General features: G+C 71.4%; 28 protein-coding genes. 16 read left to right on the top strand and 12 right to left on the bottom strand.

All coding sequences use genetic code 11. The annotated features are described in order from the left end of the window. Positions 1 to 26 precede the first annotated feature (26 nt). The 6 genes from B0I33_RS24860 to B0I33_RS24835 form a co-directional block, all read right to left on the bottom strand. A complete protein-coding gene (locus B0I33_RS24860; RefSeq protein WP_106181299.1) occupies positions 27 to 488 on the bottom strand; it encodes a hypothetical protein in 462 nt (153 codons plus the stop codon). Beyond that, positions 485 to 1,087: an RNA polymerase sigma factor gene (locus B0I33_RS24855; RefSeq protein ID WP_106181298.1), complete on the bottom strand. Its 603-nt coding sequence runs from the start codon at positions 1,085 to 1,087 to the stop codon at positions 485 to 487. The genes B0I33_RS24860 and B0I33_RS24855 overlap by 4 nt, the downstream gene beginning before the upstream one ends. A 99-nt stretch (positions 1,088 to 1,186) precedes the next feature. Further along, positions 1,187 to 1,546: a protease inhibitor I42 family protein gene (locus B0I33_RS24850; protein WP_106181297.1), complete on the bottom strand. Its 360-nt coding sequence runs from the start codon at positions 1,544 to 1,546 to the stop codon at positions 1,187 to 1,189. A 102-nt stretch (positions 1,547 to 1,648) separates the two neighbouring features. Then, entirely contained in the window at positions 1,649 to 2,266 is a 618-nt protein-coding gene (locus B0I33_RS24845; RefSeq protein WP_106181296.1) for a hypothetical protein, read from the bottom strand. Between the two features lie 22 nt (positions 2,267 to 2,288). Beyond that, the gene (locus tag B0I33_RS24840; protein ID WP_106181295.1) at positions 2,289 to 3,449 is read right to left on the bottom strand and encodes a C1 family peptidase; all 1,161 of its coding nucleotides are present in this window, start codon (positions 3,447 to 3,449) and stop codon (positions 2,289 to 2,291) included. A gap of 85 nt (positions 3,450 to 3,534) precedes the next feature. Beyond that, positions 3,535 to 4,059 (bottom strand): GbsR/MarR family transcriptional regulator, encoded by a 525-nt coding sequence (locus B0I33_RS24835; RefSeq protein ID WP_106181441.1) that lies wholly within the window; start codon positions 4,057 to 4,059, stop codon positions 3,535 to 3,537. A gap of 96 nt (positions 4,060 to 4,155) precedes the next feature. Between B0I33_RS24835 and B0I33_RS24830 the strand changes: the two genes are divergently transcribed. Together B0I33_RS24830 and B0I33_RS24825 are read left to right on the top strand one after the other, a co-directional pair. Next, positions 4,156 to 5,058, top strand: a complete 903-nt coding sequence (locus B0I33_RS24830) for an ABC transporter ATP-binding protein (protein ID WP_106181294.1) — start codon at positions 4,156 to 4,158, stop codon at positions 5,056 to 5,058. 11 nt (positions 5,059 to 5,069) lie between these two features. Then, positions 5,070 to 6,710, top strand: coding sequence for an ABC transporter permease (locus tag B0I33_RS24825; protein ID WP_106181440.1), 1,641 nt, complete (start codon positions 5,070 to 5,072; stop codon positions 6,708 to 6,710). 67 nt (positions 6,711 to 6,777) lie between these two features. Here B0I33_RS24825 and B0I33_RS24820 read toward each other — a convergent pair whose 3' ends face one another. Together B0I33_RS24820 and B0I33_RS24815 are read right to left on the bottom strand one after the other, a co-directional pair. Further along, the gene (locus B0I33_RS24820) at positions 6,778 to 7,281 is read right to left on the bottom strand and encodes a hypothetical protein (RefSeq protein ID WP_106181293.1); all 504 of its coding nucleotides are present in this window, start codon (positions 7,279 to 7,281) and stop codon (positions 6,778 to 6,780) included. Between the two features lie 88 nt (positions 7,282 to 7,369). Further along, on the bottom strand, positions 7,370 to 7,897 hold the full coding sequence (locus B0I33_RS24815; RefSeq protein WP_106181292.1) for a hypothetical protein: 528 nt from the start codon (positions 7,895 to 7,897) through the stop codon (positions 7,370 to 7,372). A gap of 167 nt (positions 7,898 to 8,064) precedes the next feature. On the opposite strand from B0I33_RS24815, the gene B0I33_RS24810 reads away from it, so the two are divergent. From B0I33_RS24810 to B0I33_RS24800, 3 genes are all read left to right on the top strand, one after another. Next, positions 8,065 to 9,522, top strand: a complete 1,458-nt coding sequence (locus B0I33_RS24810) for an NAD-dependent succinate-semialdehyde dehydrogenase (protein WP_106181291.1) — start codon at positions 8,065 to 8,067, stop codon at positions 9,520 to 9,522. A 146-nt stretch (positions 9,523 to 9,668) separates the two neighbouring features. Beyond that, entirely contained in the window at positions 9,669 to 10,241 is a 573-nt protein-coding gene (locus tag B0I33_RS24805; protein WP_106181439.1) for an RNA polymerase sigma factor, read from the top strand. Further along, complete coding sequence (locus B0I33_RS24800) at positions 10,238 to 11,518, top strand: hypothetical protein (RefSeq protein WP_106181290.1); 1,281 nt, start codon at positions 10,238 to 10,240, stop codon at positions 11,516 to 11,518. Before B0I33_RS24805 ends, B0I33_RS24800 begins: the two co-directional genes overlap by 4 nt. Positions 11,519 to 11,621: 103 nt before the next feature. Here B0I33_RS24800 and B0I33_RS24795 read toward each other — a convergent pair whose 3' ends face one another. Beyond that, positions 11,622 to 12,452, bottom strand: coding sequence for a coiled-coil domain-containing protein (locus B0I33_RS24795; protein ID WP_106181289.1), 831 nt, complete (start codon positions 12,450 to 12,452; stop codon positions 11,622 to 11,624). Positions 12,453 to 12,484: 32 nt separating this feature from the next. Between B0I33_RS24795 and B0I33_RS24790 the strand changes: the two genes are divergently transcribed. Then, positions 12,485 to 12,790 carry a glutaredoxin domain-containing protein gene (locus B0I33_RS24790; RefSeq protein ID WP_106181288.1) on the top strand — a complete coding sequence of 102 codons (306 nt, stop codon included), beginning with the start codon at positions 12,485 to 12,487 and terminating at the stop codon, positions 12,788 to 12,790. Positions 12,791 to 12,854: 64 nt separating this feature from the next. Here B0I33_RS24790 and catC read toward each other — a convergent pair whose 3' ends face one another. Further along, on the bottom strand, positions 12,855 to 13,139 hold the full coding sequence (gene catC, locus B0I33_RS24785; protein ID WP_106181287.1) for a muconolactone Delta-isomerase: 285 nt from the start codon (positions 13,137 to 13,139) through the stop codon (positions 12,855 to 12,857). Positions 13,140 to 13,272: 133 nt separating this feature from the next. On the opposite strand from catC, the gene B0I33_RS24780 reads away from it, so the two are divergent. From B0I33_RS24780 to B0I33_RS24740, 9 genes are all read left to right on the top strand, one after another. Beyond that, positions 13,273 to 13,809: a flavin reductase family protein gene (locus B0I33_RS24780; protein WP_219927259.1), complete on the top strand. Its 537-nt coding sequence runs from the start codon at positions 13,273 to 13,275 to the stop codon at positions 13,807 to 13,809. 38 nt (positions 13,810 to 13,847) lie between these two features. Continuing rightward, a complete protein-coding gene (locus B0I33_RS24775) occupies positions 13,848 to 15,395 on the top strand; it encodes a 4-hydroxyphenylacetate 3-hydroxylase family protein (protein WP_106181285.1) in 1,548 nt (515 codons plus the stop codon). A gap of 16 nt (positions 15,396 to 15,411) precedes the next feature. Then, a complete protein-coding gene (locus tag B0I33_RS24770) occupies positions 15,412 to 16,173 on the top strand; it encodes a dioxygenase family protein (protein ID WP_106181284.1) in 762 nt (253 codons plus the stop codon). Then, positions 16,173 to 17,294: a muconate cycloisomerase family protein gene (locus B0I33_RS24765; protein ID WP_106181283.1), complete on the top strand. Its 1,122-nt coding sequence runs from the start codon at positions 16,173 to 16,175 to the stop codon at positions 17,292 to 17,294. Before B0I33_RS24770 ends, B0I33_RS24765 begins: the two co-directional genes overlap by 1 nt. Positions 17,295 to 17,317: 23 nt before the next feature. Beyond that, positions 17,318 to 18,100: an IclR family transcriptional regulator domain-containing protein gene (locus B0I33_RS24760; protein ID WP_106181282.1), complete on the top strand. Its 783-nt coding sequence runs from the start codon at positions 17,318 to 17,320 to the stop codon at positions 18,098 to 18,100. A gap of 136 nt (positions 18,101 to 18,236) precedes the next feature. Next, positions 18,237 to 18,728: an NADH-quinone oxidoreductase subunit NuoE family protein gene (locus B0I33_RS24755; RefSeq protein ID WP_106181281.1), complete on the top strand. Its 492-nt coding sequence runs from the start codon at positions 18,237 to 18,239 to the stop codon at positions 18,726 to 18,728. Next, complete coding sequence (locus tag B0I33_RS24750) at positions 18,725 to 20,272, top strand: formate dehydrogenase beta subunit (RefSeq protein WP_106181280.1); 1,548 nt, start codon at positions 18,725 to 18,727, stop codon at positions 20,270 to 20,272. The genes B0I33_RS24755 and B0I33_RS24750 overlap by 4 nt, the downstream gene beginning before the upstream one ends. A gap of 4 nt (positions 20,273 to 20,276) precedes the next feature. Beyond that, complete coding sequence (gene fdhF / locus B0I33_RS24745; protein ID WP_106181279.1) at positions 20,277 to 23,087, top strand: formate dehydrogenase subunit alpha; 2,811 nt, start codon at positions 20,277 to 20,279, stop codon at positions 23,085 to 23,087. Positions 23,088 to 23,246: 159 nt separating this feature from the next. Next, the gene (locus B0I33_RS24740) at positions 23,247 to 23,510 is read left to right on the top strand and encodes a formate dehydrogenase subunit delta (RefSeq protein WP_106181278.1); all 264 of its coding nucleotides are present in this window, start codon (positions 23,247 to 23,249) and stop codon (positions 23,508 to 23,510) included. A gap of 75 nt (positions 23,511 to 23,585) precedes the next feature. Here the strand turns inward: B0I33_RS24740 and B0I33_RS24735 are convergent, their stop codons facing one another. Beyond that, entirely contained in the window at positions 23,586 to 24,059 is a 474-nt protein-coding gene (locus B0I33_RS24735) for a nitroreductase family deazaflavin-dependent oxidoreductase (protein ID WP_106181277.1), read from the bottom strand. Between the two features lie 127 nt (positions 24,060 to 24,186). Here B0I33_RS24735 and B0I33_RS24730 point away from each other — a divergent pair, with 127 nt between their 5' ends. Beyond that, on the top strand, positions 24,187 to 24,909 hold the full coding sequence (locus B0I33_RS24730; RefSeq protein ID WP_106181276.1) for a TetR/AcrR family transcriptional regulator: 723 nt from the start codon (positions 24,187 to 24,189) through the stop codon (positions 24,907 to 24,909). 76 nt (positions 24,910 to 24,985) lie between these two features. Here the strand turns inward: B0I33_RS24730 and B0I33_RS24725 are convergent, their stop codons facing one another. Next, a complete protein-coding gene (locus B0I33_RS24725) occupies positions 24,986 to 26,143 on the bottom strand; it encodes a beta-ketoacyl synthase N-terminal-like domain-containing protein (RefSeq protein ID WP_106181275.1) in 1,158 nt (385 codons plus the stop codon). Between the last annotated feature and the right edge of the window lie 21 nt (positions 26,144 to 26,164).

The following is a 26,164-nucleotide window of genomic DNA, read 5'->3' as shown; positions in this document are numbered from 1 at the left end:
TCAACGTGGGTCTTCGCCCGTCCGAGCTACAGCACGACCGCCGGGGTCACCACGGTGCGGCGGCACGAATCGCCGTCGATGTACACCACTATCTGGGTGGTTCCCCGGGGTACCTGGTCGAGTACGAAACGGCCGCCGTCGTCGGCGGTGGTCGTGGCGGACTCATGACCTGCCACGCGGACCTCGACGCCGTACTCGCCCTCGGGCACGAGCCAGCCGTCGATGCGGTGGCCGAGGCCGACCTTGGTGAGGTTGATCATCACGGTGAGGTCGCTGACCGTGAACGTGATGGTGCCCTGGCCCGTACTGCGCACCCCGGCCAGCGCATCGGCGCGCTCCCACCGGGCGACCTCGACGTCGAGATCCTCCAGCGCGAGCGCGAACTGCACGCGCTCCACCAGGCCCGCGGGCGGCCGGTCGATCTCGTCGACGACACGGCTCAGTTCCGCGAGCAGCGTGTCGTCGTCAGGGTAAAGGCCCTCGTTCATGCGCTGCCCCCTTGAGCTTCCAGCAGGTCCCGCATCGTCTTCAGGCACCGGCCACGGGTCGGCCCGATGCTGCCGTGTGGCATGCGGAGTGCGTCCGCGACGAGCCGGTACTCGGCACGCCCGGCGAGAACCGTGAGCCGCAGGAGCTCCTGGCAGCGCTGCGGCAACCGGGCGAAGGCCTGCCACAGCCTGCGGTCCCGGTCGCCGCGTACGGCCTCGGCCTCGGGGGCGGGCTGCGTGCTGGGAACCGACTCCGCGAGCTCGTCGGTCAGCGGCACCGGGCTCGGCCTGGCCCCGACGCGCTGCGCTTCCCTCCTGGTGGTGGTGATCAGCCACGCCGCGAGCGCCCTCGGGTCGGCGAGCCGGTCGAGATGCCGGAAGAGCGCCAGCCAGACCGTCTGCACCACGTCCTCGGCCGTGTGCCGGTCGAGGCCATTGCCCCGGGCCACCTGCCAGACGAGCGGGGTCAGCTCGGCGACGAGGCGGTCCATGGCGGCACGGTTACCCATTCGCGCCGCATGCATGCAGGCCGCGTACAGGTCATGCCCCCGCAGACCTTCCCACGGAGGATCCGCCTCGGCGGTTCGGGCGTCGGTCACCGCATCAGCCCTCCTGTTTCGCGCTGTTCAAGTCGGCGCAGGCAGTATCTCGGGCTTGTCGGGACAAAGGAGGGCGGTCACGGAACTGGGATACATAGCTCACTCGTTTGGAGTAGCGGACACCGCGGATATGACGAAAGTGACCGAGCGGCGCGGCCTCGTCTCCCAAGGACGCGCCAGCTCGGCCTCGATGAGGTGCCGACCGGCGCCCGTCACGTCGAGCGCCAGCCGGCGAACCCCACCTCCCCCTGGAGTCCCACCCCCTCGGGACCCCGATTCCGGATGGTCGTCACCCCCACTGACGTACTCGTCGACGACCAGCCGGATCCCCTCCGGAAGGCGCAGTGACCACTGGTAACCCGACGTGCGGACCTCGGGGAGCCGGAGCTCCACGGTGTCCCCGACACGCAGTTCCGCTGTTCGCCCCGCATCGGACTGCGCGAGCCGGACCAGTGCCACTGCCCCTCCCGTCCTCTCTTTCCTGCCCCGGGCGAACGCACCGGGGGTGGTGGCGGCCGGCGGCCCCCTCGACTGCCGGCCGCCACCGTCGCGAGCACGGACTCAGACGATCAGCTGATCGATCTGGCCGTGCGCGTCCTCGTGGTAGGTGACCGGGAGCCGGTTGTTCCTGGCGAGCAGCGCGAGCATCGTCAGGTGGCTGTGCCCGGTCTCCGACGCCGGCGACAGCCGCTTCCAGCCGACGCCCTGCACACCGACCCAGACACCCGGTGCCGCGTTGTACGACCACAGGTGCGTGATCAGTCGCCGGTGCACCCAGCCGCCGCCTGCACTGCCCGCACCGGCCGCGCCGCCCCGGCCAGCCCCGTCGCGCACCGGCGCGGGCTGCGGCTGGACCGGTTGCGGTCGCGGGTCACCGTTCGGCGGTGGGGTGTAGGGGTCCCAGCCGGCCGGAGCGGGACCTCCGGGCGGCGGCGCGTACGGGTCCCACCCGGTCGGGGCAGGCCCTCCGGGCGGCGGCGCGTACGGGTCCCACCCGGTCGGGGCAGGCCCTCCGGGCGGCGGCGCGTACGGGTCCCACCCGGCCGGAGCGGGACCTCCGGGCGGCGGGGCATACGGATCCCAGCCGGTCGGCGGCGCGGGCGGTGGCGCGTCCGGGTCGCCGGTGTCGAGCTGTTCGGGCTGTTCGGTTTCCTTCTCGGTCACGGTGTCCTCGGACATCGCGGCCTCACCTCCGTCGGGGTCAGTGGGCGAGCTGGATCATGCTGAGCTCGGCACCCTCGACGAACGGGGAGACGGGGCTCCCGCTCGCCCTGGCGGCGGTCAGCATCGCGAGCTTGTTGGTGGTGCTGTGCGCGCCACCGGAAAGCCGGATCCACCCCAGGTTCTCCAGGTAGACCCAGCCGTTCGCGTCGTGGGCGGTGGCGAACAGGCCGAGCGCGCGCTGCGGGGGCAGCCACGCTCGCAGGTTCACCCCCGTGCAGCCGAGCGTCGTCGGCCGCGGGTCCGGATAGTCCTCGATGTAGGCCTCGCCGTAGGCGATGCGGAAGAAGCCGTCCTCGCCCCAGTCCGGGCCCCACGAGTTCTTGGCGATCCAGCAGCCTGCCGTGTCGTCCCAGCCGATGAGCGCGACACAGTGCCCGCCGCTGGTCTGCTCGACGGTGTGCCGGTACACGCCGCCCGTGTAATGGAAGAGATCGTCGTAGACCACCAGGCAGGCGGTGACCGGCCCGTAGGCGTAGAGGTGCTGCTTGATCGCCGCGGGGTTGCGGCTGAGGTCCACCACCTTCTCCGCGCTGGCCGAGCGGTCGCGCCAGCGCGGGTGCAGCGAGCCGGAGCCGTCGTCGGAGTAGGGGTAGCAGTCCTCGAACGCCACGCCCAGCGTGACGAAGTCCTCCAGCAGCTCGTCCGGCCACGTGCCGTCGGGCAAGATCGCGTTCCGCGCCGCCGCGTGCCCGAAGAAGGCGTGCGCCTCCGACAGGTCCAGCCGCAGCCCCGGCGCCCTCCGCGTGTACGCGGCGGTGCTCTCGAGTGTCGCGATCGCACCGAAGGCACTGCAGGAACCGCACTCGCCCTGGTCCTTGACCGGGGTGACGTAGCTGCGGCCACCGACGTCCCGCAGGTCGAACGCCGCGGGCAGGTGCGGGGTGGGCGCGTGGACGGCCGCCACCGGCTCGCCTGCCGCCCGCAGCGCGGAGTCGGCCATCAGGGCGGGCAGCTCGGCCCGCGCCGCGATCTCGTCCGCGGACGGGGCCGGGACACCGAGCCTGGCCCTGCGGGAGTCGGCGGAGAGCCTGCTCAGCCTGGTCTCACCGCACTGCCACGGGTGGCCGAGCCCGGCGAGTGCGTCGCGGATCCCCGCGAGCTCCGCCGCGCAGTCATGCTCGCCACTGTCGGCGCTCATGCGTTCCTCCCGTGCCGGTCGAACTCGTCACTGCCCCATAGGACGCGGCGGAGTGCCCGTCAGATACATCCGGGAGGAAAAAACTTCAGCCGTTCTCCGCGCCGCGGCTGTGCTCATCCCGTTCGCGCTGCCACCGGTCGAAGAGTCCGGGCAGCTCCTTGACCATGAAGTCGAGGAAATCGGCCATGTCGGCCAGCCGCCTGCCCGCGGGGGTGTCGGCCCCGACAGCGGCGACGCCCTGGAAGGTGGCGTCGCGCCACATCCGGATCATGCGATCGCGCTTGAGGTACGAGGCGAACCAGAAGTCGTCGTAGATCCGGAAGTGGTCCCGGCGCTCGCCCGGCTCCCGCTCCTTGGCGACCAGGCCCACCTGCTCGAGGTAGCGCACCGCGCCGGAGATGGCGGCCGGGCTCACCGACAGCGTCTCGGCCAGCTCGGCGGCGGTCATGCGGCCCGAGTCGATGACGGTCAACGCGGCGAAGACACGCGCGGCCATGCGTTGCAGCCCGAGCTGTGTCAGGGTCAGCGCCAGGTCCTCGACGTACCTGCGGACCGCCGCCTCGTCTCGGCCGGAGCTCGGATCGCGCTGGGACTCGGGTCGGGCGGACATGCTCACCATCCTCTCCCGGGGCGGCCGGTGACGATCACCGTATCCATACGTTTTCTTAACTTCACAAGTTTCTGAAATAACATTACCTTCGTGGCCATGGATAACGCCATCTCCGTCACCGGCCTCCACAAGTCGTTCGGCCGAACCAAGGCCCTCGACGGCCTCGACCTCTCCGTCGCCACGGGTGAAGTGCACGGCTTCCTCGGCCCGAACGGCAGCGGCAAGTCGACCACCGTGCGCGTGCTGCTCGGACTGCTGCACGCCGACCGGGGGACGGTGCGCCTGCTCGGCGGTGATCCGTGGCGGGACGCCGCCAACCTGCACCGCAGGCTGGCCTACGTGCCCGGGGACGTGAACCTGTGGCCCAACCTCTCCGGCGGCGAGGTCATCGACCTGCTCGGCAGGCTGCGGGGCGGCCTCGACCAGAAGCGGCGCGCGGAGCTCGTCGAGCGGTTCGAACTCGACCCCAGGAAGAAGGGCCGCACCTACTCGAAGGGCAACCGGCAGAAGGTGGCCATCGTGGCCGCCCTGGCCTCCCGCGTCGAGCTCCTGATCATGGACGAGCCGACCGCGGGCCTCGACCCGCTGATGGAGGCGACGTTCCAGGAGACGATCCAGGAGGAACGCGAGCAGGGCCGCACCGTGCTGCTGTCCAGCCACATCCTCGCCGAGGTCGAGGCCCTGTGCGACCGGGTGAGCATCATCCGCAACGGGCGCACCGTCGAGACCGGGACGCTCGCGCAGCTGCGGCACCTCACCCGCACCTCGATCTCGGCCGAGCTGGCCGGCCCGCCCAACGGCCTTTCCACGCTCGAGAACGTCCACGACCTGAAGGTCGAGGGCAACCACGTCCGGTTCGACGTGGAGACCGCTGCCCTCGACCGCGTGCTGAAGCAGCTCACCGAGGTCGGCGTGCGCAGCCTCACCAGCCAGCCGCCGACGCTGGAGGAGCTGTTCCTGCGGCACTACACCGACGACAGGGCGGTGGCCCGGAAATGACGACGGGAACCATGACGACCACGACGACCCGCGACCGGCCGGTCCGCGTGGAGCGGCGGCACCACCTCGCCGGGACCTGGCAGCTCGTCCGCCTCGCGCTGCGCCGCGACCGCATCGTGCTGCCGATCTGGGTGCTGGTGCTCGGCCTGATGGCGTCGGCGGGGGCCGGCGCCTACGAGACGCTCTACCCCACGCAGGCCGAACGCGAGTCGCTCACCGCCGTGATGGCGAACAACCCGTCGGTGAGCCTGATCTACGGCCCGGCGTACGACCTGAGCACCGCGGGCGGGTTCACCGCGTGGCGGTACGGCACGCTGGTGGCCACGTTCCTCGCGCTCGCCTGCATCTTCACGATGACCAGGCACACCCGGCAGGAGGAGGACACGGGCAGGCACGAACTGCTGGCTTCGGCCGTGGTGGGCCGGTACGCGGCGCTCACCGCCTCGGTCATCGTGGCCGGGCTCGGCAGCCTCGCCACGGGACTGCTCATCACGGTCAGCCTCATGGGGGCCGGTCTGCCCGCGGCGGGCTCGGTCGCATTCGGCGCGAGCACCGCGCTCGTCGGGTTCGTCTTCATCGGGATCGCGGCGATCGCGGTCCAGCTCGCCGAGTATTCGCGGACCGCGAACGGTATCGCCAGCGCCGTGCTGGGGGCGGCGTTCATCGTCCGCGCCGTCGGCGACGCGTCGGCCGACGGGAGCTGGCTGTCGTGGCTCTCGCCGATCGGCTGGGCCACCCGGGTACGGGCGTTCGCGGACGAGCGGTGGTGGGTGCTCGCACTGCTGGTCGCGGCCGCGGTCGTGCTGACCGGCGCCGGTTACTTCCTGCTGCCGAAACGGGACGTCGGGATGAGCCTGATCCCGGCCCGGCCCGGCCCCGCCGCGGCCGCGCCCGGGCTGCGCAGCCCGTTCGCCCTCGCGTGGCGGCTGCACCGGGGTGCGCTGATCGGCTGGACCGTCGGTTTCGCGCTGATGGGAGCGATGTACGGCTCCCTCGCCGCCGGTATCGGCGACATCATCGGCGACAGCGAGCAGTCGCGGCAGATGTTCGAGCGGCTGGGTGGCGCCGACGCGCTCGTGGACGCGTTCATCGGCATGACCGCGCTGATGGTCGCCATGATCGCGTCGCTGTACGCGGTGCAGTCGACGTTGCGGATGCGCGCCGAGGAGAGCGCGGTGCGGGTCGAGCCGCTGCTGGCCACGCGGGTCAGCAGGCTCGGCTGGGCGGCGAGCCACCTGGTGTTCCCGCTGCTCGGCACGGCCCTGCTGCTGGCGGTGGCCGGGTTCTGCACCGGGCTGCTGCACGGGCTGCGGGTCGGGGACGTCGGCGGGCAGCTGCCCTCGGTGCTCGGCGCGACCATGGCCCAGCTGCCCGCGGTGTGGGTGGTGGCCGGACTGGCGGTGGCGCTCTTCGGATTCCTGCCGAAGGCGGCGACGGCCGCGTGGGCGGTGGCGGCGGCGTTCGTGCTCCTCAGCATGTTCGGCCCGATCCTGCAGCTGAACCAGGCCGTGCTGAACGTGTCGCCGTTCCAGCACGTGCCGAACCTGCCCGCCGCCGAGTTCACCGCCACGCCGCTGGTGTGGCTGACCGTGCTCGCCGTCGCGTTCACCGGCGCCGGGCTGGCCGCCTTCCGGCGCAGGGACATCGGCTGAACCCGAGCCCCGGGGGTGGGGGCAGTGAAGGCCACCATCACTGCGTTGAGTGCAGTGATGGTGGCCTTCACCGCGCGTGGACGCGGCCCTGGGAGTCGACGGTGAGGTGTGCCTGGGCCGCCTCACCGCCGCAGCCGGGTCCGTTCGGGTAGACCAGCTCGGGGGTGACGCGCAGGGTCCGGTGGGCGTACTCGCCGCCGTCGGCGGTGACCACCGTGAGCGTCACCTCCACCGGCTCGGCGGGCAGCTCGGGCAGGTCGGCGAACCCGGTCAGCCCCCCGGTCTCCCGCATCCGCGCCGAGCACACCGAGTCCGGCTCGTCGCCCTCGCAGGTGGTCTCCGTGGCCGCCGTCTCGGGGACCAGCTCCACGCTGACGGTCCGGCACGAACCGCCCCAGCACGCCTCGACGGTGGCCTCCCGGGGCTCCGTGCCCTCCGGCGGCGGTGCGAGGTCCACCCCGATGCCGGCGCGGGCGGCGATCGCGGTACACGCCCGCTCGCCGGAACCGGCGGACGAGCCACACGCGGTCACCGCGACGAGGACGAGGGCGAGAGCGGGAAGGGCACGCATGACCAGAAGACGAAACGGGACCCGGGCGGGGTTGCATCGGGGGACGAACCGCCTGCCGCGGGACTGCGCCCGGGCACCACGCACGCGCTCAGCCTTCGAATGGAACCGCGGGCGGCGAGATGTCGAAGTCCCAGGCGAGTCCGAGTCGCGAGGCATGGGCTGCGCGCCGTTCCTTCCGGCGAGCGAGCTCCCGTTCGCGCAGGAGCCGCAGGACGTCGACGTCGATCCGCGCCCGCCGGCCCAGCACGACATCACGTGCCTGATCGTGGATCTCCTCCGGAACCCGGCGCGGGTGGACCCACACGCCGTCGGTCACGAGGCCTCCGCCGTCGCCACCCAGGACGCCGGTTCCCCCCGGATGCCTTTCGATGGCGACCGTGGCGATCGTGGGATCCCCACTCATCCACGACACCGCGTCCAGATCTGAGACGAGCGTGCGCAGCGCGCCGAGATCGCAGCCGACGAGCCGCACGGGCGCAGTCAGGAAGATGGTGCCGCCGTAGTCACCGGACAGGACGACGGCGGCATTCGGATCCCGGGCCGCCTCGGCCAACGTCGGGTACCAGACGTACTCGGTCCCGAGAGCTTCCGCGAGAAAGGACCTGGTCTCGTGCAAGGGGACCGCATCGGGTTCCCCCGTTCCACCCTGGGTCATGGGAGGCGCTGTGACGGTGCGCGACCGGTGAGCCGGATGTTTCCGGGCTCAGCATAACCCGATCGGCCGCGTGGTCCTCGGCCAGGTCGCGACGTGTCGGGCGTCTCCGGCGCGGGTAGCCCGGCGGCATGAACGACGTCATCGCCAGCATTCCAAAGCGGATCCTCGTCGACGGCGAATGGCGCGAGTCCGCCGACGGCAGCACGTTCGGCGTCGACGATCCCGGCACCGAGCAGCGGCTGTGCGAGGTGGCCGACGCGCAGCGCGCCGACGCCGAGGCCGCCGTGGAGGCGGCGGTCTCCACGCAGGAGAGCTGGGCCGCGACGCCGCCCCGCGAGCGCGGGGAGATCCTGCGCCGCGCCTGGGAACTCATCACCGGGCGCGCCGACGAGCTCGCCCGGCTGATGACGTACGAGATGGGCAAGAGCCTCACCGAGTCGCTCGCCGAGGTGAAGTACGCGGCCGAGTTCTTCCGCTGGTTCTCGGAGGAGGCCGTGCGCATCGACGGCCGCTACTCCCGCAACCCCGCTGGCGGCGGGCGGACGCTGGTGACGAAGGAGCCCGTCGGCCCCTCGCTGCTCATCACGCCGTGGAACTTCCCGCTGGCGATGGGCACGCGCAAGATCGGGCCCGCCGTGGCCGCCGGGTGCACGATGATCGTGAAGCCGCCCCAGCTCACGCCCCTCTCGATGCTGAACCTGGCCGGCCTGCTCACCGAGGCGGGCCTCCCGCCCGGCGTGCTCAACGTCGTGCCGAGCAGCTCCGCGACGAGGGTGGTCGGCCCCGTGCTGGCGGACGCGCGGGTGCGCAAGGTGTCCTTCACCGGTTCCACCGAGGTCGGCCGCACCCTGGTGGAGCAGTCCGCACCCAACCTGCAGCGCATGTCGATGGAGCTGGGCGGCAACGCACCGTTCCTCGTGTTCGCCGACGCCGACCTGGACGTCGCGGTCAAGGGCGCGGTGACGGCGAAGATGCGCAACAACGGCGAGTCGTGTGTCGCCGCCAACCGCTTCCTCGTCGCGGAATCCGTCGCGGAGGAGTTCGCGCGGCGGCTCACCGACGAGATGGCGGCGCTGAAGATCGGGCACGGCACCGAGGCGGGAGTGTCCGTCGGCCCGCTCGTGAACGAGGGGCAGCGGCGGCAGGTGGCGGAGCTGGTCGACGACGCCAGGGACCACGGCGCCCGGGTCACCACCGGCGGCGAGTCGCTGGACGGCTCCGGCTTCTTCTACCGCCCGACCGTGCTCACCGACGTCCCCCCGCGCGCCCGCATCCTGCACGAGGAGGTGTTCGGGCCGGTCGCGCCCGTCACCACGTTCGCGGAGGAGGACGAGGCCGTCGCGCGGGCCAACGACACCCAGTACGGCCTGGTCGGCTATCTGTTCACCCGGGACCTCGACCGCGCCGTCCGGGTGGGTGAGCGGCTGCGGACCGGCATGGTCGGCGTCAACACCGGCCTCGTGTCCAACCCGGCCGCCCCGTTCGGCGGGGTGAAGGCATCCGGGTTCGGCCGGGAAGGCGGAGCCGAGGGTATCGAGGAGTACCTCGACACGAAGTACCTGGCGCTCGCCGTCGGCTCCTCCTGACCCCCTGCTGAGCCCCCTGATTCACCCGTTCGGGAGTGCGGGCCGGTCCGGATGCAACAGCGCGGCGGAACCGGCCACCTCATGATGTGACCACCACTTCCGAACGAACGAGAGGGGTGCGGGCCCTGGACGGCCTCCGCCGCGCGATGGACGACCCACCTCCCGGCGGCACCCCCGCGACCGACACCGAACTGTGGAACCGCGCCGCCGAAGGCGACGAGTCCTCCTTCGCCGAGTTGTTCCAGCGGCACGCCGAGGCGGTGTGGAACCACGCCTACCGCCTGACCGGCTCCTGGGCCGCCGCCGAGGACCTGACCTCGTCGGCCTTCCTCACCGCCTGGCGCAAGTGCGGGGAGCTGCGGCTCGTGCACGACAGCGCCCGCCCGTGGCTGTACGCGGTGGCGGGCAACCTGGCCCGCACCCATGCCCGCGGCGAACGGCGCAGGCTGCGGCTGCTGCACCGGGTACCCCGCGCCGACGTGCAGGGCGACCACGCCGACGACGTCACCGACCGGCTGACCGGCGAGGACCGGGTCCGCCAGGTGCTCGCCGCGGTCCGCCGGTTGCCGAACGCCGAGCGGCGGGCGGCCGAGCTGTGCCTGCTCGGCGAGCTCACGGCCGCCGAGGCCGCCGCCGTGCTCGACCTCGCCGAGTCGAGCGTCCGCTCCCAGATCTCCCGAGCCCGCAGCAGGCTCCGCACCATGCTGGAGGAATCATGAACGACCTCGGACTGCCCCCGCACCGCGAGCTTCCGCCCGGCGTGCGGGACCGGATGTACGCGTCGGTGCGCGAGGGCATGGCCGAACGACCACGCCGCTCGCTGCGCACCCCGCTCGGCATCGCCGCGGCGGTGGCCGTCCTCGCGGGCACGGCCGCCGTCGCGGGCGGCGTGCTCGACCGGGACGAACCCGGCCGGGTGCCCTCCGCCGCGGGCAACACCGCGACGCTCGACCGGTGCTGGGCCGCCATCGAGGACAGCGGCAAGGCCGCGGACTTCCCGGCGAGGCAGGACTGGCGCCAGGTGTCGAGCACCTCGCTGCCCGCGTCGACCGTGACCGGCGTGCGCGCCGGGGACACGACGTTGTTCTGCGAGACCACGCTCACGTCCGTCGCGGTGTCGGCCCCGCTGACCGCCACGGCGCCACCGGACGACGAGCTGGTGCACGGCGTCATGCTCAGTCCGAACGGGACGGTCATCGGCCTTGCCGCTTCCGGGTTCGACTCCGTGACGGTGATGACCAAGGACCAGGTGACAACCGGGCTCACGGACAGGCCGGCGTGGCTGGGCTCGGCGGATTTCGCCGTGCGCGACGGGGTGTTCGTGGGCAGCTGGGCGCTGCACGACCTGACCGGCTTCCCGGTGGAAGCGGTCCTCTACCGGGAGAACGAGGAGGGCGAGTCGGCGCCGCTGTCGCTGCCGGAACCCGCCGTGCTGCGGGTGGACCGGCCCGCCGAACCGGGTGACCGCTCGTCGGAGGCGGGCCGGATGCTGACCGAGTGCCTGGCCGGACCGGACACCTGGGGCGGCGCGGTCGTCGACGCGGCCACGTGGCGGCCCGGCGCGATGCTCCGGCAGGACTTCCCGTCCCGCGAGGTGGAGAAGAAGGAGACCAAGCCCTACCGCACGGCCTTCGTCGTGGCCACCAACGAGCGGGCGAGCGCGGTCTGCACCACCGAACCGCGCTGGGACTTCCGCATCCATCCCGCCCCGGACACGCTGACCTCGGCCCGGCAGCCGATCGCGCTGCTCGCCGGGGAGAACCACCGGCCCGGCCTCACCGTCGCCGGGGTGACCGGGCCGGACGTGTCGAGCATCGAACTGGAGGCGGGCGGCGAGAAGGTCGCCGCCCGGGTGAGCGCCCGGACGTTCACCGCCTACGTACCCGGTGTCGAGGAGGGCGGGACCGGCATCGGCGAGGGGTCCGTCACGGCCACCGTCCGCGACGACGGAGGTGCCGTGCTCTACGAGGGCCCGCTGCCCCCGATCGCGAAGTAGTAGCCAGGAGCGCCGGCTCGTGAGTGAGGAACGTGGTTAGAACGCCCGCCCGTCGCCCGACCACCGCCCCTGGCGGAGGCGCTCCGCGCCGCTGCGTCGTTTCTCACTCACGAGCCTGTTCCAGGTTGGCGAGACGCTGTTCGGCGTGCTGGACGTCCCGCTCGGCGGCTTCGAGCGTCCGGCGCGCCGCCTCCGTGCGCTCACGGGCCTTGGCCTCCTCCCGTTCGGCTGCCCGCAGTTCGGTCTCGGCGGTGTTCCGCGCGGACCGCGCCTCGGTGAGCTCGGCTCTGACCCGCTTCCGCTCCTCGCGCCTGCGCCGGGCCTCGGCGAGGTCGCGGACCTTGCGGTCACGCTCGGCGGCCTGCCGGTCCTCCCGCTGCTCGCGCTCCTCCCGCTGCGCCTGCCGCTTCGGCTGTTCCCGCGACTGCCGTTCCCGGCGTTCCGGCGCGGGACCGATCGCCAGCCAGTCCCCGGAGAAACCGGCCGCGGGCTCCAGCGCCGACGAGAGCCTGCCCTCGGCGACCGCCTTTCCCGCCTCCGGATCGGTGAGCGCGGCCTCGAGCGTCCGTTCGACCTCCCTGGTGACGGACTCGCTGACGGCGCCGTCCGCGAGCTCGCTCGCCTGCCCGGTCAGCGCCTGGACCAGCTCGTGCCGTTGCCGGGAGAGGGCCCGCAGGTCCTCGCCCGCCAGTTCGGAGTGCGCCCGGCGCAGGGCGTCACCGAGCTCGCCCAGCCTGCCGACCTCGCCGGGCCGCCGGCGGGCGAGCCGGTTGACCAGCCACGCCGCCGTGGTCGGCTTGCGCAGCTCCTTGATCCGCTTGGCCAGCTCGCGGTCGCCTTCGGCACGCGCGGCCTTGGCGCGCTCGTCCCGCAGGGCGGTGAACTCGTCCCGGTCCGCGCCGTACAGCTCGTCGGCGACCGCGTCGAACTCCATGCCGCCAGCGAAACACAAGTAGGCTGATCAGCGTGGGTACGACGCAGGTCGAGTTCTACTGGCGGCCCGGCTGCCCGTTCTGCGCGATGCTGCGCCGGGGGCTGCGCCGCAGCGGCCTGCCGGTGCGCGAGGTGAACATCTGGTCCGATCCCGAGGCCGCGGCGCGGGTGCGCGCGGTCGCGGACGGCAACGAGACCGTGCCGACCGTCTTCGTTGGCGAGCGTGCGCTGGTCAACCCCTCCATGCGCGAGGTCGAGGACGCCGTGCGCGCGCAGGCACCGGACCTGCTCCGGACGGCGGCCCCCGCCCGCCGCCGCTGGTGGCCGTTCGCCCGCTGAGCGAGCAGTGAATGGCTCATTGTCTGCGTTCAGCGCAGGCAATGAGCCATTCACTGCCTCCGGGTCAGGTGGGGTCGAGGGCCGAGGGGTGCCGGGTCAGCGGGGTGACCTCGATGTCCAGGTACGGGAACAGCGGCAGCGTCGACAGGATCTCGTGCAGCTCGTCGGCCGAGTCCACGTCGAACACGCTGACGTTGGCGTACTGCCCGACCACCCGCCACAGGTGCCGCCACGTGCCCGCCCGCTGCAGCTGCTGAGCGCGTTCCTTCTCCTCCCGCTTGAGCCGCTCGACGACCCCGGGGTCCAGGTCGTGCGGAAGGCGCACCCGCATGCGCACGTGGAAGAGCATGCCGTTTCTCCTCGCCTGAATCGGTGCGGCGCTATCACCGCTTGACATTCCCCTGTGGGCCAGCACACAGTACCAACAAGACCGGATAGCGGCCAAATTGTACGCAATGCGTACATACTCACGAGGAGGCACCGTGCGAGTCGACCCCCGAGCGCTGCGGAACTGCCTCGGCCACTTCGCCACCGGCGTCACGGTCGTCACGTGCGAGGCGGACGGGGCGCCGCACGGCGCCACGGTGAACGCGTTCACCGCCGTCTCCCTCGATCCGCCGCTGGTGCTCGTCTCGCTCGACCGCGACACCAAGGCGTGCAAGTACCTCGACGACCGGCCGTTCACCGTCAACGTGCTCCGCGAGAAGCAGGACGACGTGGCCCTGCACTTCGCGGGCAGGCCGATGACCGAGGCACCCGCGTGGGAGCGTCCCTCCGACGACACGCTGGCGCCCCGGCTCGCCGGATCGCTCGCCACCATCGCCTGCGCGCCGTGGCGCAGCTACGACGGCGGCGACCACGTGCTCTACCTGGGCGAGGTCAGGGAGTTCGAGTTCCACGGCGGCGACCCGCTCGTCTTCTACCTCGGCGGGTTCCGGCACCTCGGCGACGTCTTCGAGACGGTGCCGTGGCTGGAGTCCGCCGACTGTCCCGGCCTCTCCTGGTTCCGCCCCAGCTGAGACCTCCCCTGCCGGAAACCGATGCAAAGGAGCAGCAAGTGACGGCACAGCAGGAATCGCCCGCCACCGAGTCGGCGCGGCGCAGCACGCGCCCGCTCACGGGCGAGGAGTACATCGAGAGCCTTCGCGACGGCCGCGAGGTGTTCATCTACGGCGACAAGGTCGCCGACGTCACCACGCACCCCGCGTTCCGCAACTCGGTCCGCATGACGGCACGGCTCTACGACTCGCTGCACGACCCCGGCAAGCAGGCGAAGCTGACCGCGCCGACCGACACCGGCAGCAGCGGCTTCACGCACCCGTTCTTCCGCACGCCCCGCAGCCGCGAGGACCTGCTCGCCGACCGCGACGCCATCGCCGGGTGGGCGAGGATGACGTACGGGTGGATGGGCCGCAGCCCCGACTACAAGGCCGCCTTCCTCGGCACCCTCGGGGCCAACTCCGACTTCTACGAGCCGTACGCGGAGAACGCGCGGCGCTGGTACACCGAGTCGCAGGAGAAGGTGCTCTACTGGAACCACGCGATCATCAACCCGCCGGTGGACCGGGACAAGGCGCCGGACGAGGTGCGGGACATCTTCATCCACGTCGAGGAGGAGCGCGACGACGGGCTGATCGTCTCGGGCGCGAAGGTGGTCGCCACGGGATCGGCCATCACGCACTACAACTTCATCGCCCACTACGGGCTGCCGATCAAGAAGCGCGAGTTCGCGCTCGTCTGCACGGTGCCGATGGGCGCCCCCGGCATGAAGCTCATCTGCAGGCACTCCTACGCGCAGGCGGCCGACAGCACGGCGAGCCCGTTCGACTACCCGCTGTCGTCCCGCTTCGACGAGAACGACACGATCTTCGTCCTCGACCGGGTCAAGATCCCGTGGGAGAACGTCTTCATCTACGGCGACGCGGAGAAGGCCAGCACCTTCTTCCCCGGTTCCGGCTTCCTGCATCGCTTCACGTTCCACGGCGTCACCCGGCTGGCGGTGAAGCTCGACTTCATCGCGGGTCTGCTGATGAAGGGTGTCGAGGTGACCGGGACCAAGGACTTCCGCGGCATCCAGACCCGCGTCGGCGAGGTTATCGGCTGGCGCAACCTGTTCTGGGCGCTGTCCGACGCGATGGCCGCCAATCCCGACGAGTGGATCGACGGCGCCGTGCTGCCGCACCTGGACTACGGCCTGGCGTACCGCTGGTTCATGACGGTCGGCTACCCCAGGGTGCGCGAGATCATCATGCAGGATCTCGGCAGCGGCCTGATCTACCTGCCTTCGCACGCGGACGACTTCAAGTCCCCGGAGATCCGGCCGTACCTCGACCAGTACGTCCGCGGCTCCAACGGCATCGGCGCCGTCGAGCGCGTCAAGCTCATGAAGCTCATCTGGGACTCGATCGGCAGCGAGTTCGGCGGCAGGCACGAGCTCTACGAGCGCAACTACTCCGGCAACCACGAAGGCGTGCGGGCCGAACTTCTGTTCGCCGCGCAGCAGTCCGGAGCGGCCGAGGCGATGCAGGGCTTCGCCGAGCAGTGCATGGCCGAGTACGACCTGGACGGCTGGACCGTCCCCGACCTCATCAACCCCGGCAAGTGAACCACAGGAGCCGACGATGACCACAGCACAGCAGCGCACCGCGGAGGTCGTGGGCGACCTCATCAACACCGTCAACGAGCGCCTGGTCAAGCACGAGGTGACCTACGGCGAGTACCAGGCGGCCAAGCAGTGGCTGATCGAGCTCGGCGAGGCGGGCGAGTGGCCGCTGTTCCTCGACGTCTTCTTCGAGCACACGGTCGAGCGCATGGCCTCGGAGCGGCGCCGCGGCAGCACCGGCTGCATCGAGGGTCCGTACTACGTGCCCGGCTCGCCCGAGCTCGACTCGCCCGCCACTCTGCCGCGGCGGCCAGACGAGCCGGGGGACGGGCTCGTGTTCTCCGGGACCGTGCGGGACCTCGACGGCATCCCCATCCCCGGCGCGGTCGTGGACATCTGGCACGCCGACGCCAACGGGTTCTACTCCCAGTTCCATCCCGACCCTCCGAAGTGGAACCTGCGGGGCACCGTGCGCGCCGACGCCGAGGGCCGGTTCGAGATCCACACGGTGCTGCCCGCGCCGTACGAGATCCCGAAGGAGGGGCCGACCGGAAGGATGATCACCTCGGCGGGCTGGCACCACTGGCGTCCCGCGCACCTGCACATGATGGTGCGGGCACCCGGGAAGCAGACCCTGACGAGCCAGCTGTTCTTCGCCGGGCACGAGTACGTGGACGACGACGTGGCCGGCGCCGTCAAGCCGGAGCTGACGCTCGAGCTGGTCCGGCACGACGACGGCCACTACACCGCCGAGTACGACTTCCGGCTGGATCCCGCGTGATGGGTGAGCTGACGATCGAAGCCGTCGACACCGTCCTGGTCGACCTCCCGCTGCGCAGGCCGCACAAGTTCAAGTCGATGAGCGCCACGCACCAGAGCTACCTGGTGACGCGGGTGCGCACGGCAGGCGGCGCGGTGGGGGTCGGCGAGGCGGTGGTACCCGGCGGGCCGTGGTGGGGCGGAGAGAGCGTCGAGACGATGAAGGTCGTCATCGACACCTACCTCACCCCCGGGCTCCTCGGCGAGGACGCCTCCCGGGTCGACTACCTCGCGCACCGGATGGACCGCGTGGCCGCCCGCAACTCCTTCGCCAAGGCGGCCGTCGAGATGGCCCTGTTCGACGCGTGGGGCAGGACCCTCGGCGTCCCGGTGCACCAGCTGCTCGGCGGGCTGTACCGGGAGTCGATCCCGGTCACCTGGGCGCTCGGCGCCGAGGACGCCGACACCGTGCTCGCCGAGGCGGAGGAGAAGCTCGCCGCCGGCCTGCACACGAGCTTCAAGCTCAAGATGGGCGCCACCGAGCCGGGCAGCGACACGGCCCGGATCGCGTCGATCGCGAAGGCGCTGGGTGACAAGGCCAGCGTGCGCGTGGACCTCAACGCGGCGTGGGACGAGGCCACGTCGGCACGCTGGCTGCCGGTACTGGAGGACGCCGGTGTCGACCTGGTCGAGCAGCCCGTGCCCGGGTGGAACGTGCCCGCGCTGAGCAGGCTGGCGGAGCGGCTGACCATCCCGGTCATGGCCGACGAGAGCCTGCTGACGGCCAACGACGCGCTCCGGCTGTGCCAGGCCGCGGCGGCCGACATCTTCTCGCTCAAGGTGCACAAGCACGGCGGGTTGTCGGCGACGCGGCGGGTCGCCGCGGTGGCCGAGGCCGCGGGACTCGCCTGCCACGGCGGGTCGAGCATCGAGAGCTCGATCGGCACCGCCGCGGCCGCGCATGCCTACGCGGCCATCGGTGCGGTCACCTTCGGCTGCGAGCTGTTCGGGCCGCTCCTGCTGGCCGAGGACCTCGTCCGCGAGCCGGTCCGGTACACCGACGGCGCGCTGCTGGTGCCGAGCGGTCCCGGCCTCGGCGTCGAGCTGGACGAGGGCAAGCTGAACCGGTTCCGCCGGGACTAAGGTGGGGCCGGAGGAGGTGAGCGATGGTCAAGGCGGCCGAGGAGAAGGACTACGTCCAGTCACTCGAACGCGGGCTCTCGGTCATCCTCGCCTTCTCCGACCACCACCCCCGGCTCACCCTCGGCGAGCTCGCCGAGCTGACCGGGCTGTCCCGGCCGACCGTGCGGCGGATCGTGCTCACCCTGGAGAAACTGGGCTACGTGCGGGCGGAGGGCCGGTACTTCGCGCTCACCCCGCACGTACTCGCGCTCGGCAACGCCTACCTGTCGTCGCTGAACCTCACCGAGGTGGCGCAGCCGTACATGGAGGACGTCACCAAGGTCACCGGCCACCCGTGCTCGCTCGCCGCGCTGGACGGGGAGGACGCCGTGTTCCTCGCGCGCATCCCGTCGCGCCGGGTCATGCGGCACACCCTCACCACCGGCACCCGGCTGCCCGCCTACGCCACGTCGATGGGGCGGATGCTCCTGGCCGGGCTGCCCGACCACGAGATCGAGGAGTTCCTGCGGCACGGGCAGTTCCCCCGGATCACCGCACGCACGGTGACCGATCCCGCCCGGCTGCGCGAGATCCTGCACGAGGTGCGGCGCCAGGGCTGGGCGCTGGTCGACCAGGAGTTCGAGGAGGGGGTGCGCTCGTTCTCCGCGCCCGTGCGCGACTCCGGCGACCGGGTCATCGCGACCCTGAGCATGTCGGTGCCCGCGGGCACGCTGTCGCTGGCGGAGATCCACGGCGAGACGCTGCCCGTCGTGGTGGAGGCCGCCAGGGAGATCAGCAAGCAGCTCGGCGCGCCCGCACCGCGCTGACCACCGCGGAAGCGACATTCGACGTACTCGCCCCGTGCCGCCGGATCCTGGGCGGCGCGGTGTGCGGAACCTACCCTTGTTGTGCGCGCCACGTCACGAGTACCATGGTCGGTGTATACGGTATACAGGAGGCGGCATGACGATCGACAGCGCAGGCGCTTCGGTCGCGGACCGGGTGCGTGCGGTGGTCGCCGCGCACCGGGACGACCGAGGGGCGCTACTGCCCATCCTGCATGACATCCAGGCCGAGTTCGGCTACATCGACCAGGCGGTGGTGCCCGTGCTGGCCGAGGAGCTCAACATGTCCCGCGCGGACGTGCACGGAGTCATCACGTTCTACTCCGACTTCCGCTCCGAACCCGCGGGCGCGGCCACGGTCCGGCTGTGCCGGGCCGAAGCCTGCCAGTCGGTCGGCGCGGAGCGGCTGGTCGCCGATGCCGAGCAGGTCTTCGGCGTCAAGCTCGGCCAGACCACACCGGACCGTTCGGTGACCCTGCAGCAGGTGTTCTGCCTGGGCAACTGCGCTCTCGGACCGGCGGCCGAGATCAACGGGCGTCCCTTCGGGCGCGTGGACCGGAGCAGGTTGATCGAGATCCTGGCGTCCCGCGAGACGGGGGGAGCCCCATGATCACCGTCTACGTGCCCCGCGACTCGGCGGCCCGCTCGGTGGGCGCGGACGAGGTCGCGGTGGCCATCGCCCGCGAGGCCGCGCTGACCGGCACGGAGATCCGCCTGGTCCGCAACGGCTCGCGCGGCATGCTGTGGCTGGAGCCGCTGGTGGAAGTGGCCACCGACCGGGGACGGATCGGTTACGGCCCGGTGTCCCCGGACGCCGTGGCCGACCTCGTCGCTGCCGGGCTGTTCGACGGCGCCGACCATGCCCTGTGCCAGGGACCGGTCGACGACCTGCAATGGATGCGCGACCAGCAGCGCCTCTGCTTCGCCAGGGTCGGGGTGACCGACCCGCTGTCCACTGAGGACTATGAGGCGAACGGCGGGCTCCGCGGCCTGCGCCGGGCCGTGGGACTCGACCCGGCCGACGTGGTGGCCGAGGTGACGGAGTCCGGCCTGCGGGGCCGTGGTGGCGCCGGGTTCCCGGCAGGCATCAAGTGGAAGACCGTGGCCGAGACCGAGGGCGAGCTGAAGTTCGTCTGCTGCAACGCCGACGAGGGCGACTCGGGCACGTTCGCCGACCGGATGCTCATGGAGGGCGACCCGTTCTGCCTCATCGAGGGCATGACCATCGCCGCGCACGCCGTGGGCGCGACCGAGGGCTACATCTACCTCCGCTCGGAGTACCCGGACGCGGTGGCGACGATGCGCCGCGCCATCGAGCTGGCGTACGAACGCGGCTGGCTCGGCGACCGCATCCTCGGCTCGGACCTGCGTTTCGACCTGCACGTCCGGGTCGGCGCGGGCGCCTACATCTGCGGCGAGGAGACCTCCATGCTGGAGAGCCTGGAGGGCAAGCGCGGCATGGTGCGCTCGAAGCCGCCGATCCCCGCCATCACCGGCCTGTTCGGCAAGCCGACCGTCGTCAACAACGTGCTGACGCTGGCCAGCGTCCCGGCGATCCTGTCCGACGGTGGCTCGGCGTACGCGGAACTGGGCGTCGACCGGTCCCGGGGCACCCAGGTGTTCCAGCTCGCGGGCAACATCGCGCGCGGCGGCGTGTTCGAGACCGCGTTCGGTATCCCGCTCGGCACGCTGGTCAACGACTACGGCGGCGGAACCCGCTCCGGCAGGCCGGTACGCGCCGTCCAGGTCGGCGGGCCGCTCGGCGCGTACGTGCCGGCCGAACAGCTCGACCTGCCCACCGACTACGAGGCCTTCGCCGCGGCCGAGGCGATGCTCGGCCACGGCGGCATCGTCGTGTTCGACGACACCGTGGACATGGCCGCGATGGCCCGCTTCGCGATGGAGTTCTGCGCCGAGGAGTCCTGCGGCAAGTGCACCCCCTGCCGGGTGGGCGCCGTTCGCGGGGTCGAGGTGATCGACAAGATCACCGGGGGCCAGGACACGGAGGGAAACCTCGCGCTGCTGAACGACCTTTGTGAACTGATGACCGACGGCTCGCTGTGCGCGATGGGCGGGCTCACGCCCAACCCCGTGCGCAGCGCGCTCGCCCACTTCCCGGACGACTTCACCGCCAACCGCAGGGAGGCGAGGTAGAACGATGGGCCTGTTGAAGGAACCCGACCTCGGTACGCCGGCCAAACCGGGCCTGGCGACCGTCACGGTCGAGGTCGACGGCATGCCGGTACAGGTGCCCGAGGGCACCTCGATCATGCGCGCGGCCGCGTTGAGCGGGACCGAGATACCCAAGCTGTGCGCCACGGACAGTCTGGACGCGTTCGGCTCGTGCCGGCTGTGCCTGGTCGAGATCGACGGCCGCAAGGGCACGCCCGCGTCGTGCACCACCCCGGTCGCCGAGGGGATGAAGGTCCGCACGCAGACACCGCGGCTGGAGAAGCTGCGGCAGGGCGTGATGGAGCTCTACATCTCCGACCACCCGCTCGACTGCCTCACGTGTTCGGCCAACGGCGACTGCGAGCTGCAGGACATGTCCGGCGTGGTCGGGCTGCGCCAGGTGCGCTACGGCTACGAGGGCGACAACCACCTCGACCTGGAGAAGGACACCTCGAACCCGTACTTCGACTTCGACCCGTCGAAGTGCATCGTGTGCTCCCGCTGTGTACGGGCGTGCGGCGAGGTGCAGGGCACGTTCGCGCTGACGATCTCCGGCCGTGGCTTCGAGTCCAAGGTCTCGCCGAGCGCGAACGATCTGTTCATGGACTCCGAGTGCGTGTCGTGCGGCGCGTGCGTGCAGGCTTGCCCGACCGCGACGCTGCAGGAGAAGTCCGTTGTGGACCTCGGCATGCCGAACCGCACGGTGCTCACCACGTGCGCGTACTGTGGCGTCGGCTGCTCGTTCAAGGCTGAGTTGCGCGGCGACGAGCTCGTGCGCATGGTGCCCTACAAGGACGGCGGCGCCAACGAGGGCCACTCCTGCGTCAAGGGCCGTTTCGCGTTCGGCTATGCCACGCACCCGGACCGGCAGCTCAAGCCGATGGTTCGGGAGAGGATCACCGACCCCTGGCGGGAGGTCGACTGGGAGACGGCGATCAACCACGTCGCCGAGCGCATGAAGGACATCCAGGCGCGGCACGGCGTCGGCGCCATCGGCGGCATCACCTCCTCGCGGTGCACCAACGAGGAGGTGTACGTGGTGCAGAAGATGGTGCGCGCGGCTTTCGGCAACAACAACGTCGACACGTGCGCGCGGGTGTGTCACTCCCCGACCGGGTACGGGCTCAAGCAGACCTTCGGCACGTCCGCGGGCACGCAGGACTTCAAGTCGGTGGCCCAGTCGGACGTGATCATGGTGATCGGCGCGAACCCGACCGACGGGCACCCCGTGTTCGCCTCCCGGATGAAGCGCAGGCTGCGGGAGGGCGCCAGGCTGATCGTGGTCGACCCGCGCCGGATCGACCTGGTGCGTTCACCGCACATCAAGGCAGACCACCATCTGCAGCTGGCCCCGGGAACCAACGTCGCCGTGGTGAACGCGATGGCGCACGTCGTGGTGACCGAGGGCCTGGTGGACATGTCCTTTGTAGACAGCAGGTGCGAGGACTTCGACGCGTGGGCGGAGTTCATCGCGCGGCCGGAGAACAGCCCCGAGGCCGTTGCGGAGATCACCGGCGTGCCCGCCGCCGACCTGCGGGCGGCCGCCAGGCTGTACGCCACCGGCGGCAACGCCGCCATCTACTACGGGCTGGGCGTCACCGAGCACAGCCAGGGCTCCACGATGGTGATGGGCATGGCCAACCTCGCGATGGCCACCGGCAACATCGGCCGCGAGGGCGTCGGGGTGAACCCGTTGCGCGGCCAGAACAACGTGCAGGGCTCGTGCGACATGGGCTCGTTCCCGCACGAGCTGCCGGGCTACCGGCACGTCTCCGACGACGCGGTGCGCGAGGTCTTCGAGACGCTGTGGGAGCGGCCGATCGTCCCCGAGCCGGGTCTGCGGATCCCGAACATGTTCGACGCCGCCGTCGACGGCTCGTTCCGGGGCCTGTTCGTCCAGGGCGAGGACATCGCGCAGTCCGACCCGAACACGCAGCACGTCACCGCCGCGCTGGAGGCGATGGAGCTCGTCGTGGTGCAGGACCTGTTCCTGAACGAGACGGCGAAGTTCGCCCACGTGTTCCTGCCGGGCACGTCCTTCCTGGAGAAGGACGGCACGTTCACCAACGCCGAGCGGCGGATCAACCGGGTGCGGCCGGTGATGGCCCCGAAGACGGGCATGCACGAGTGGCAGATCGTGTGTGAGATCGCACGCGCCATGGGTTACCCGATGAGCTACCCGCACCCGCGCGAGATCATGGCGGAGATCGCGGCGACCACGCCGACGTTCGCCGGGGTGTCGTTCGACAAGCTCGACAAGCTGGGCAGCGTGCAGTGGCCGTGCAACGACTCCGCGCCCGAGGGCACGCCGACCATGCACGTGGACGCGTTCGTGCGGGGCAAGGGCAGGTTCGTGCAGACGCCGTTCGTGCCGACGCGGGAACGGAGCACGCGGAAGTACCCGCTGATCCTCACGACCGGCCGGATCCTCAGCCAGTACAACGTGGGCGCGCAGACCCGGCGCACCGCGAACGTGGCCTGGCACAAGGAGGACGTGCTGGAGATCCACCCGCACGACGCCGAGGTGCGCGGCATCGGCGACGGCGACGAGGTCACCCTCGCCAGCCGGGTCGGTACGACGTCGCTGCGCGCCGTGCTGTCCGACCGGATGCCGGTCGGCGTCGTCTACACGACGTTCCACCACCCGGTGACCGGTGCCAACGTGGTGACCACCGAGAACTCCGACTGGGCGACCAACTGCCCGGAGTACAAGGTGACGGCGGTGCAGGTGGGCCTGCGGCACTCCGGCAGCGCGGCGGAACAGGAGTCCGAGGAGGAACCCGCGCTGGTGGACTGAGCCCCACCCCGCGAGTGCCGCACTCGGAACCGCGAGTGCCGCGTTCGGGACCGGGCCGGAACGGGCCACTCGTGGGCCCGGGTGCGGAACTCGCGGCCCTGGACGCAGCACTCGCGGTCCCCGGCGGGGGACTCGCGAACGAGGACGAGGAGAGACCGCATGACCAGGTCGGACACCGGTGAGCACACGACGGCGATCTCACCCCAGATCCGGCTCGCCAACGAGATCGCGGTGCAGTTCCCGCACCTGCCGCCCGAGGAGGCGGCCGAGGCGATCGCGAAGCACATCCGCCAGTTCTGGGATCCGCGGATGAAGGCCGAGCTGCTGCGGCGGATGGACGCCGAGTCCACGGCGCTCGACCCGAAGGCGCTCGCCGCGGCCCGCCTGCTCCGCGACCAGGCCCCCACCTCGGCCGGGCGGTGAACGACACAGTGAATGGCACATTCCCTGCGCTGAACGCGGGCACTGTGCCATTCACTGCCGGTGGTGCTCGGGGGGTCAGCGGGCATTCGGCGCCTGGGTGACGTAGGTGATGCGGAAGACCGGAAACCCGGGCGCGGCGCGGCGCAGGTCCTCCTCGGGGGAGGACGTGTCGAGGTTCTCGAAGAACGCGCCGACCTCCCACGCCCAGCGCCGGAGGTACTCGCGCAGCAGCGGCGCCTTCTCCTCGTCCGGCAGTTCGACCGCGGTGAACGTCCGGACCCGCCTGCCGACGCGCAGCCTGCCCTCCCCCGCGACCCGGAGGTTGCGCACCCACTGCGTGTGCCCGCGCGGGGCGACGAGGTACTGCTCGCCCTCGAACGGCAGCAGGTTCACCGGCGTCTCCCGCCACTCGCCGGTCTTGCGGCCCCGGACGTAGAGCACCCGGGTGCCCATGACGCTCACGCCCAGCTTCGTGAGTCCCCGCACGATCGCGTTGAACCCGCTGGCGGCCTTGCCTGCCTGGAGGTAGCGGTGCTGTTCGGCTGCCATGTCGGCTCCTGATCTCTAGGGAGAGCAGTGCTCTCGTTTAAGATCAGTGAACACGGAAGGGTGCTCACTGTCAAGAGCACTGCTCTCGAATTTGTGCACTGCTCTCGGCTGTGTCACCCTGGCTCGTATGACCGAAACCTCGCCGACCTCCCGGCAGCGGCGCGCGCCCCGGACCGCCCGCGAGCGCGCCAGGGCCGAGCTCACGGCCGCGATCAAGGAGGAGGCCCGCAGACAGCTCGCCGAGGTCGGCGCGCACGGCCTCTCGCTGCGTGCCGTCGCGCGGGAGCTCGGGATGGTGTCCTCGGCCCTGTACCGCTACTTCCCCAGCCGCGACGAGCTGCTCACCGCGCTGATCGTCGACGCGTACGACGCACTCGGCGAGGCGGGCGAGGTCGCGGTGGCGCGCGAGTCCGTGGCGTGCGAGCAGTGGCGCGCCGCCTGCCGGGCCATGCGGGACTGGGCGAGGGCGCACCCGCACGAGTACTCGCTGATCTACGGCTCGCCGGTGCCCGGTTACGTGGCACCCGAGCGGACGATCGCACCGGCGGAGCGCGCGCCCCGGGTGCTCATCGAGACGCTCCGCACGGCGTGGGGCACGGGCGGCATCGAGCCCGCCACGCCACAGGTGCCCGTCCCCGCCGCGCTGCGCACGCAGGCCGAGACGCTGGGCCGCTCGTTCGCACCCGACCTGCCGCTGCCCATCCTGCTGCGCGGGGTCGTCGCGTGGACCCAGCTCACCGGCATGATCGGCCTGGAGCTGACCGGCCATTTCGTGGGCGTGTTCGAACCGGCCGACGCGTTCTTCACGCATTCGGTCGAGGAGCTGATGGCCTTCGTCGGGCTGCACTGACCGGAGAGTGCCATGAGTGGCTCGTTACGGACGGAATTCGCCAGTAACGAGCCACTCATGACCGGGGGTGCGCGGTTCAGGCCGGGCCGAGCACGACGACGGAGTTGTGGCCGCCCATGCCCAGCGACGACTTCACGGTGAGCCCGCCGTCCAGGGGGAACTCCCCGTGCAGCAGTTGCGGGTGCGCCTCCGCCACGGCGGGCGGCGCGTGGACGACGCCCCGGTCGTAGCCCATCGCGGCCACCGCCATCTCCACCGCGGCCGCGGCGGCCTGGCAGTGCGCGGTGAGCGGCTTGACCGAGTAGATTCCGGTCCGCGCCGGGAACATCTCCTCCAGCACGGTGGCCTCGGCCGTGTCGCACTGCCGCGTGCCGGGGCCGTGCGCGTTGACGTACGACACCTCCTCGGCCCGCACGCCCGCATTGGCGAGCGCCTCACCGAAGCACCGGCGGACCTGCCGCAGCGACGGATCGATCGACGTCGGGTGGTGGGCGTCGTGGGACATCGCGCCACCGAGTGCCACGGCGTAGGGCCGCGGCGACCGGCGGGAGAGCACCATGCCGATGGAAGCCTCGCCCATGATGAACCCGCGGCTGCCCTGCTGGAACGGGCGGCATGCCTCCAGCGGCTCGGTGTCCACCACCGAGACCCCGAGCCGGACGAAGTGCTCGACGTTCTCCCGCGTGAGCGAGAGGTCGGTGGCGACGAGCACCACGTCGTCCACGATGCCCGCGTCGAGCCACGCCTTGGCGGTGAGCACGCCCGCGTTGCCCGACGCGCACATCGCCGACACGTTCATCGCCGGCCCGTGGAACCCGTTCTCCTTCATGAACAGCGACATCGGCGTGGACGGCATCAGCGCCAGGTAATCCCGCACCGGGAGATCGCCGCCGTCGGCGAGGTAGAACTGCCGCCACAGGTCCACCTCGCCGAGCACGACCGCGTGCAGCAGACCCACGCGCTCACCCGCGACCCAGCCGCGGGACCGCGCGTCGTCGATCGCCTCGCGCGCGGCGGCTCTCATCGCCCGCGCGAACCGGCCCCGGCCGTCGCCCGGCTCACCATCGTCCGGCACGACGGCCACCCAGGCCGTGTCGTTGCCGTCCGGACCGTAGCCACCGGTGAGCGAGGCGGCGGGCTTCGCGGCGGCGAGGCCGTCCCACAGTAGTTCGCGGCCCCAGCCGTAGCCGGTGACCGCTCCGATTCCGCATATTCCGATTCCCTGCGCCCGCATGTGTTGGTCCTCACTTTCAGC

This window comes from Prauserella shujinwangii, assembly GCF_003001955.1.
In the GTDB taxonomy this organism is placed as follows: domain Bacteria; phylum Actinomycetota; class Actinomycetes; order Mycobacteriales; family Pseudonocardiaceae; genus Qaidamihabitans; species Qaidamihabitans shujinwangii.
Note: the sequence above shows the minus strand (reverse complement) of the source record. Positions and strands in the feature narration are given on the sequence as shown.

Coding starts and splice junctions, on each gene's coding strand:
- B0I33_RS24860 (WP_106181299.1), bottom strand. CDS start 488: ATGAACGAGGGCCTTTACCCTGACGACGACACGCTGCTCGCGGAACTG.
- B0I33_RS24845 (WP_106181296.1), bottom strand. CDS start 2,266: ATGTCCGAGGACACCGTGACCGAGAAGGAAACCGAACAGCCCGAACAG.
- B0I33_RS24840 (WP_106181295.1), bottom strand. CDS start 3,449: ATGAGCGCCGACAGTGGCGAGCATGACTGCGCGGCGGAGCTCGCGGGG.
- B0I33_RS24835 (WP_106181441.1), bottom strand. CDS start 4,059: ATGTCCGCCCGACCCGAGTCCCAGCGCGATCCGAGCTCCGGCCGAGAC.
- B0I33_RS24830 (WP_106181294.1), top strand. CDS start 4,156: ATGGATAACGCCATCTCCGTCACCGGCCTCCACAAGTCGTTCGGCCGA.
- B0I33_RS24825 (WP_106181440.1), top strand. CDS start 5,070: ATGACGACCACGACGACCCGCGACCGGCCGGTCCGCGTGGAGCGGCGG.
- B0I33_RS24820 (WP_106181293.1), bottom strand. CDS start 7,281: ATGCGTGCCCTTCCCGCTCTCGCCCTCGTCCTCGTCGCGGTGACCGCG.
- B0I33_RS24810 (WP_106181291.1), top strand. CDS start 8,065: ATGAACGACGTCATCGCCAGCATTCCAAAGCGGATCCTCGTCGACGGC.
- B0I33_RS24805 (WP_106181439.1), top strand. CDS start 9,669: ATGGACGACCCACCTCCCGGCGGCACCCCCGCGACCGACACCGAACTG.
- B0I33_RS24800 (WP_106181290.1), top strand. CDS start 10,238: ATGAACGACCTCGGACTGCCCCCGCACCGCGAGCTTCCGCCCGGCGTG.
- B0I33_RS24795 (WP_106181289.1), bottom strand. CDS start 12,452: ATGGAGTTCGACGCGGTCGCCGACGAGCTGTACGGCGCGGACCGGGAC.
- catC (WP_106181287.1), bottom strand. CDS start 13,139: ATGCTCTTCCACGTGCGCATGCGGGTGCGCCTTCCGCACGACCTGGAC.
- B0I33_RS24770 (WP_106181284.1), top strand. CDS start 15,412: ATGACCACAGCACAGCAGCGCACCGCGGAGGTCGTGGGCGACCTCATC.
- B0I33_RS24765 (WP_106181283.1), top strand. CDS start 16,173: ATGGGTGAGCTGACGATCGAAGCCGTCGACACCGTCCTGGTCGACCTC.
- B0I33_RS24760 (WP_106181282.1), top strand. CDS start 17,318: ATGGTCAAGGCGGCCGAGGAGAAGGACTACGTCCAGTCACTCGAACGC.
- B0I33_RS24755 (WP_106181281.1), top strand. CDS start 18,237: ATGACGATCGACAGCGCAGGCGCTTCGGTCGCGGACCGGGTGCGTGCG.
- B0I33_RS24750 (WP_106181280.1), top strand. CDS start 18,725: ATGATCACCGTCTACGTGCCCCGCGACTCGGCGGCCCGCTCGGTGGGC.
- fdhF (WP_106181279.1), top strand. CDS start 20,277: ATGGGCCTGTTGAAGGAACCCGACCTCGGTACGCCGGCCAAACCGGGC.
- B0I33_RS24740 (WP_106181278.1), top strand. CDS start 23,247: ATGACCAGGTCGGACACCGGTGAGCACACGACGGCGATCTCACCCCAG.
- B0I33_RS24735 (WP_106181277.1), bottom strand. CDS start 24,059: ATGGCAGCCGAACAGCACCGCTACCTCCAGGCAGGCAAGGCCGCCAGC.
- B0I33_RS24730 (WP_106181276.1), top strand. CDS start 24,187: ATGACCGAAACCTCGCCGACCTCCCGGCAGCGGCGCGCGCCCCGGACC.
- B0I33_RS24725 (WP_106181275.1), bottom strand. CDS start 26,143: ATGCGGGCGCAGGGAATCGGAATATGCGGAATCGGAGCGGTCACCGGC.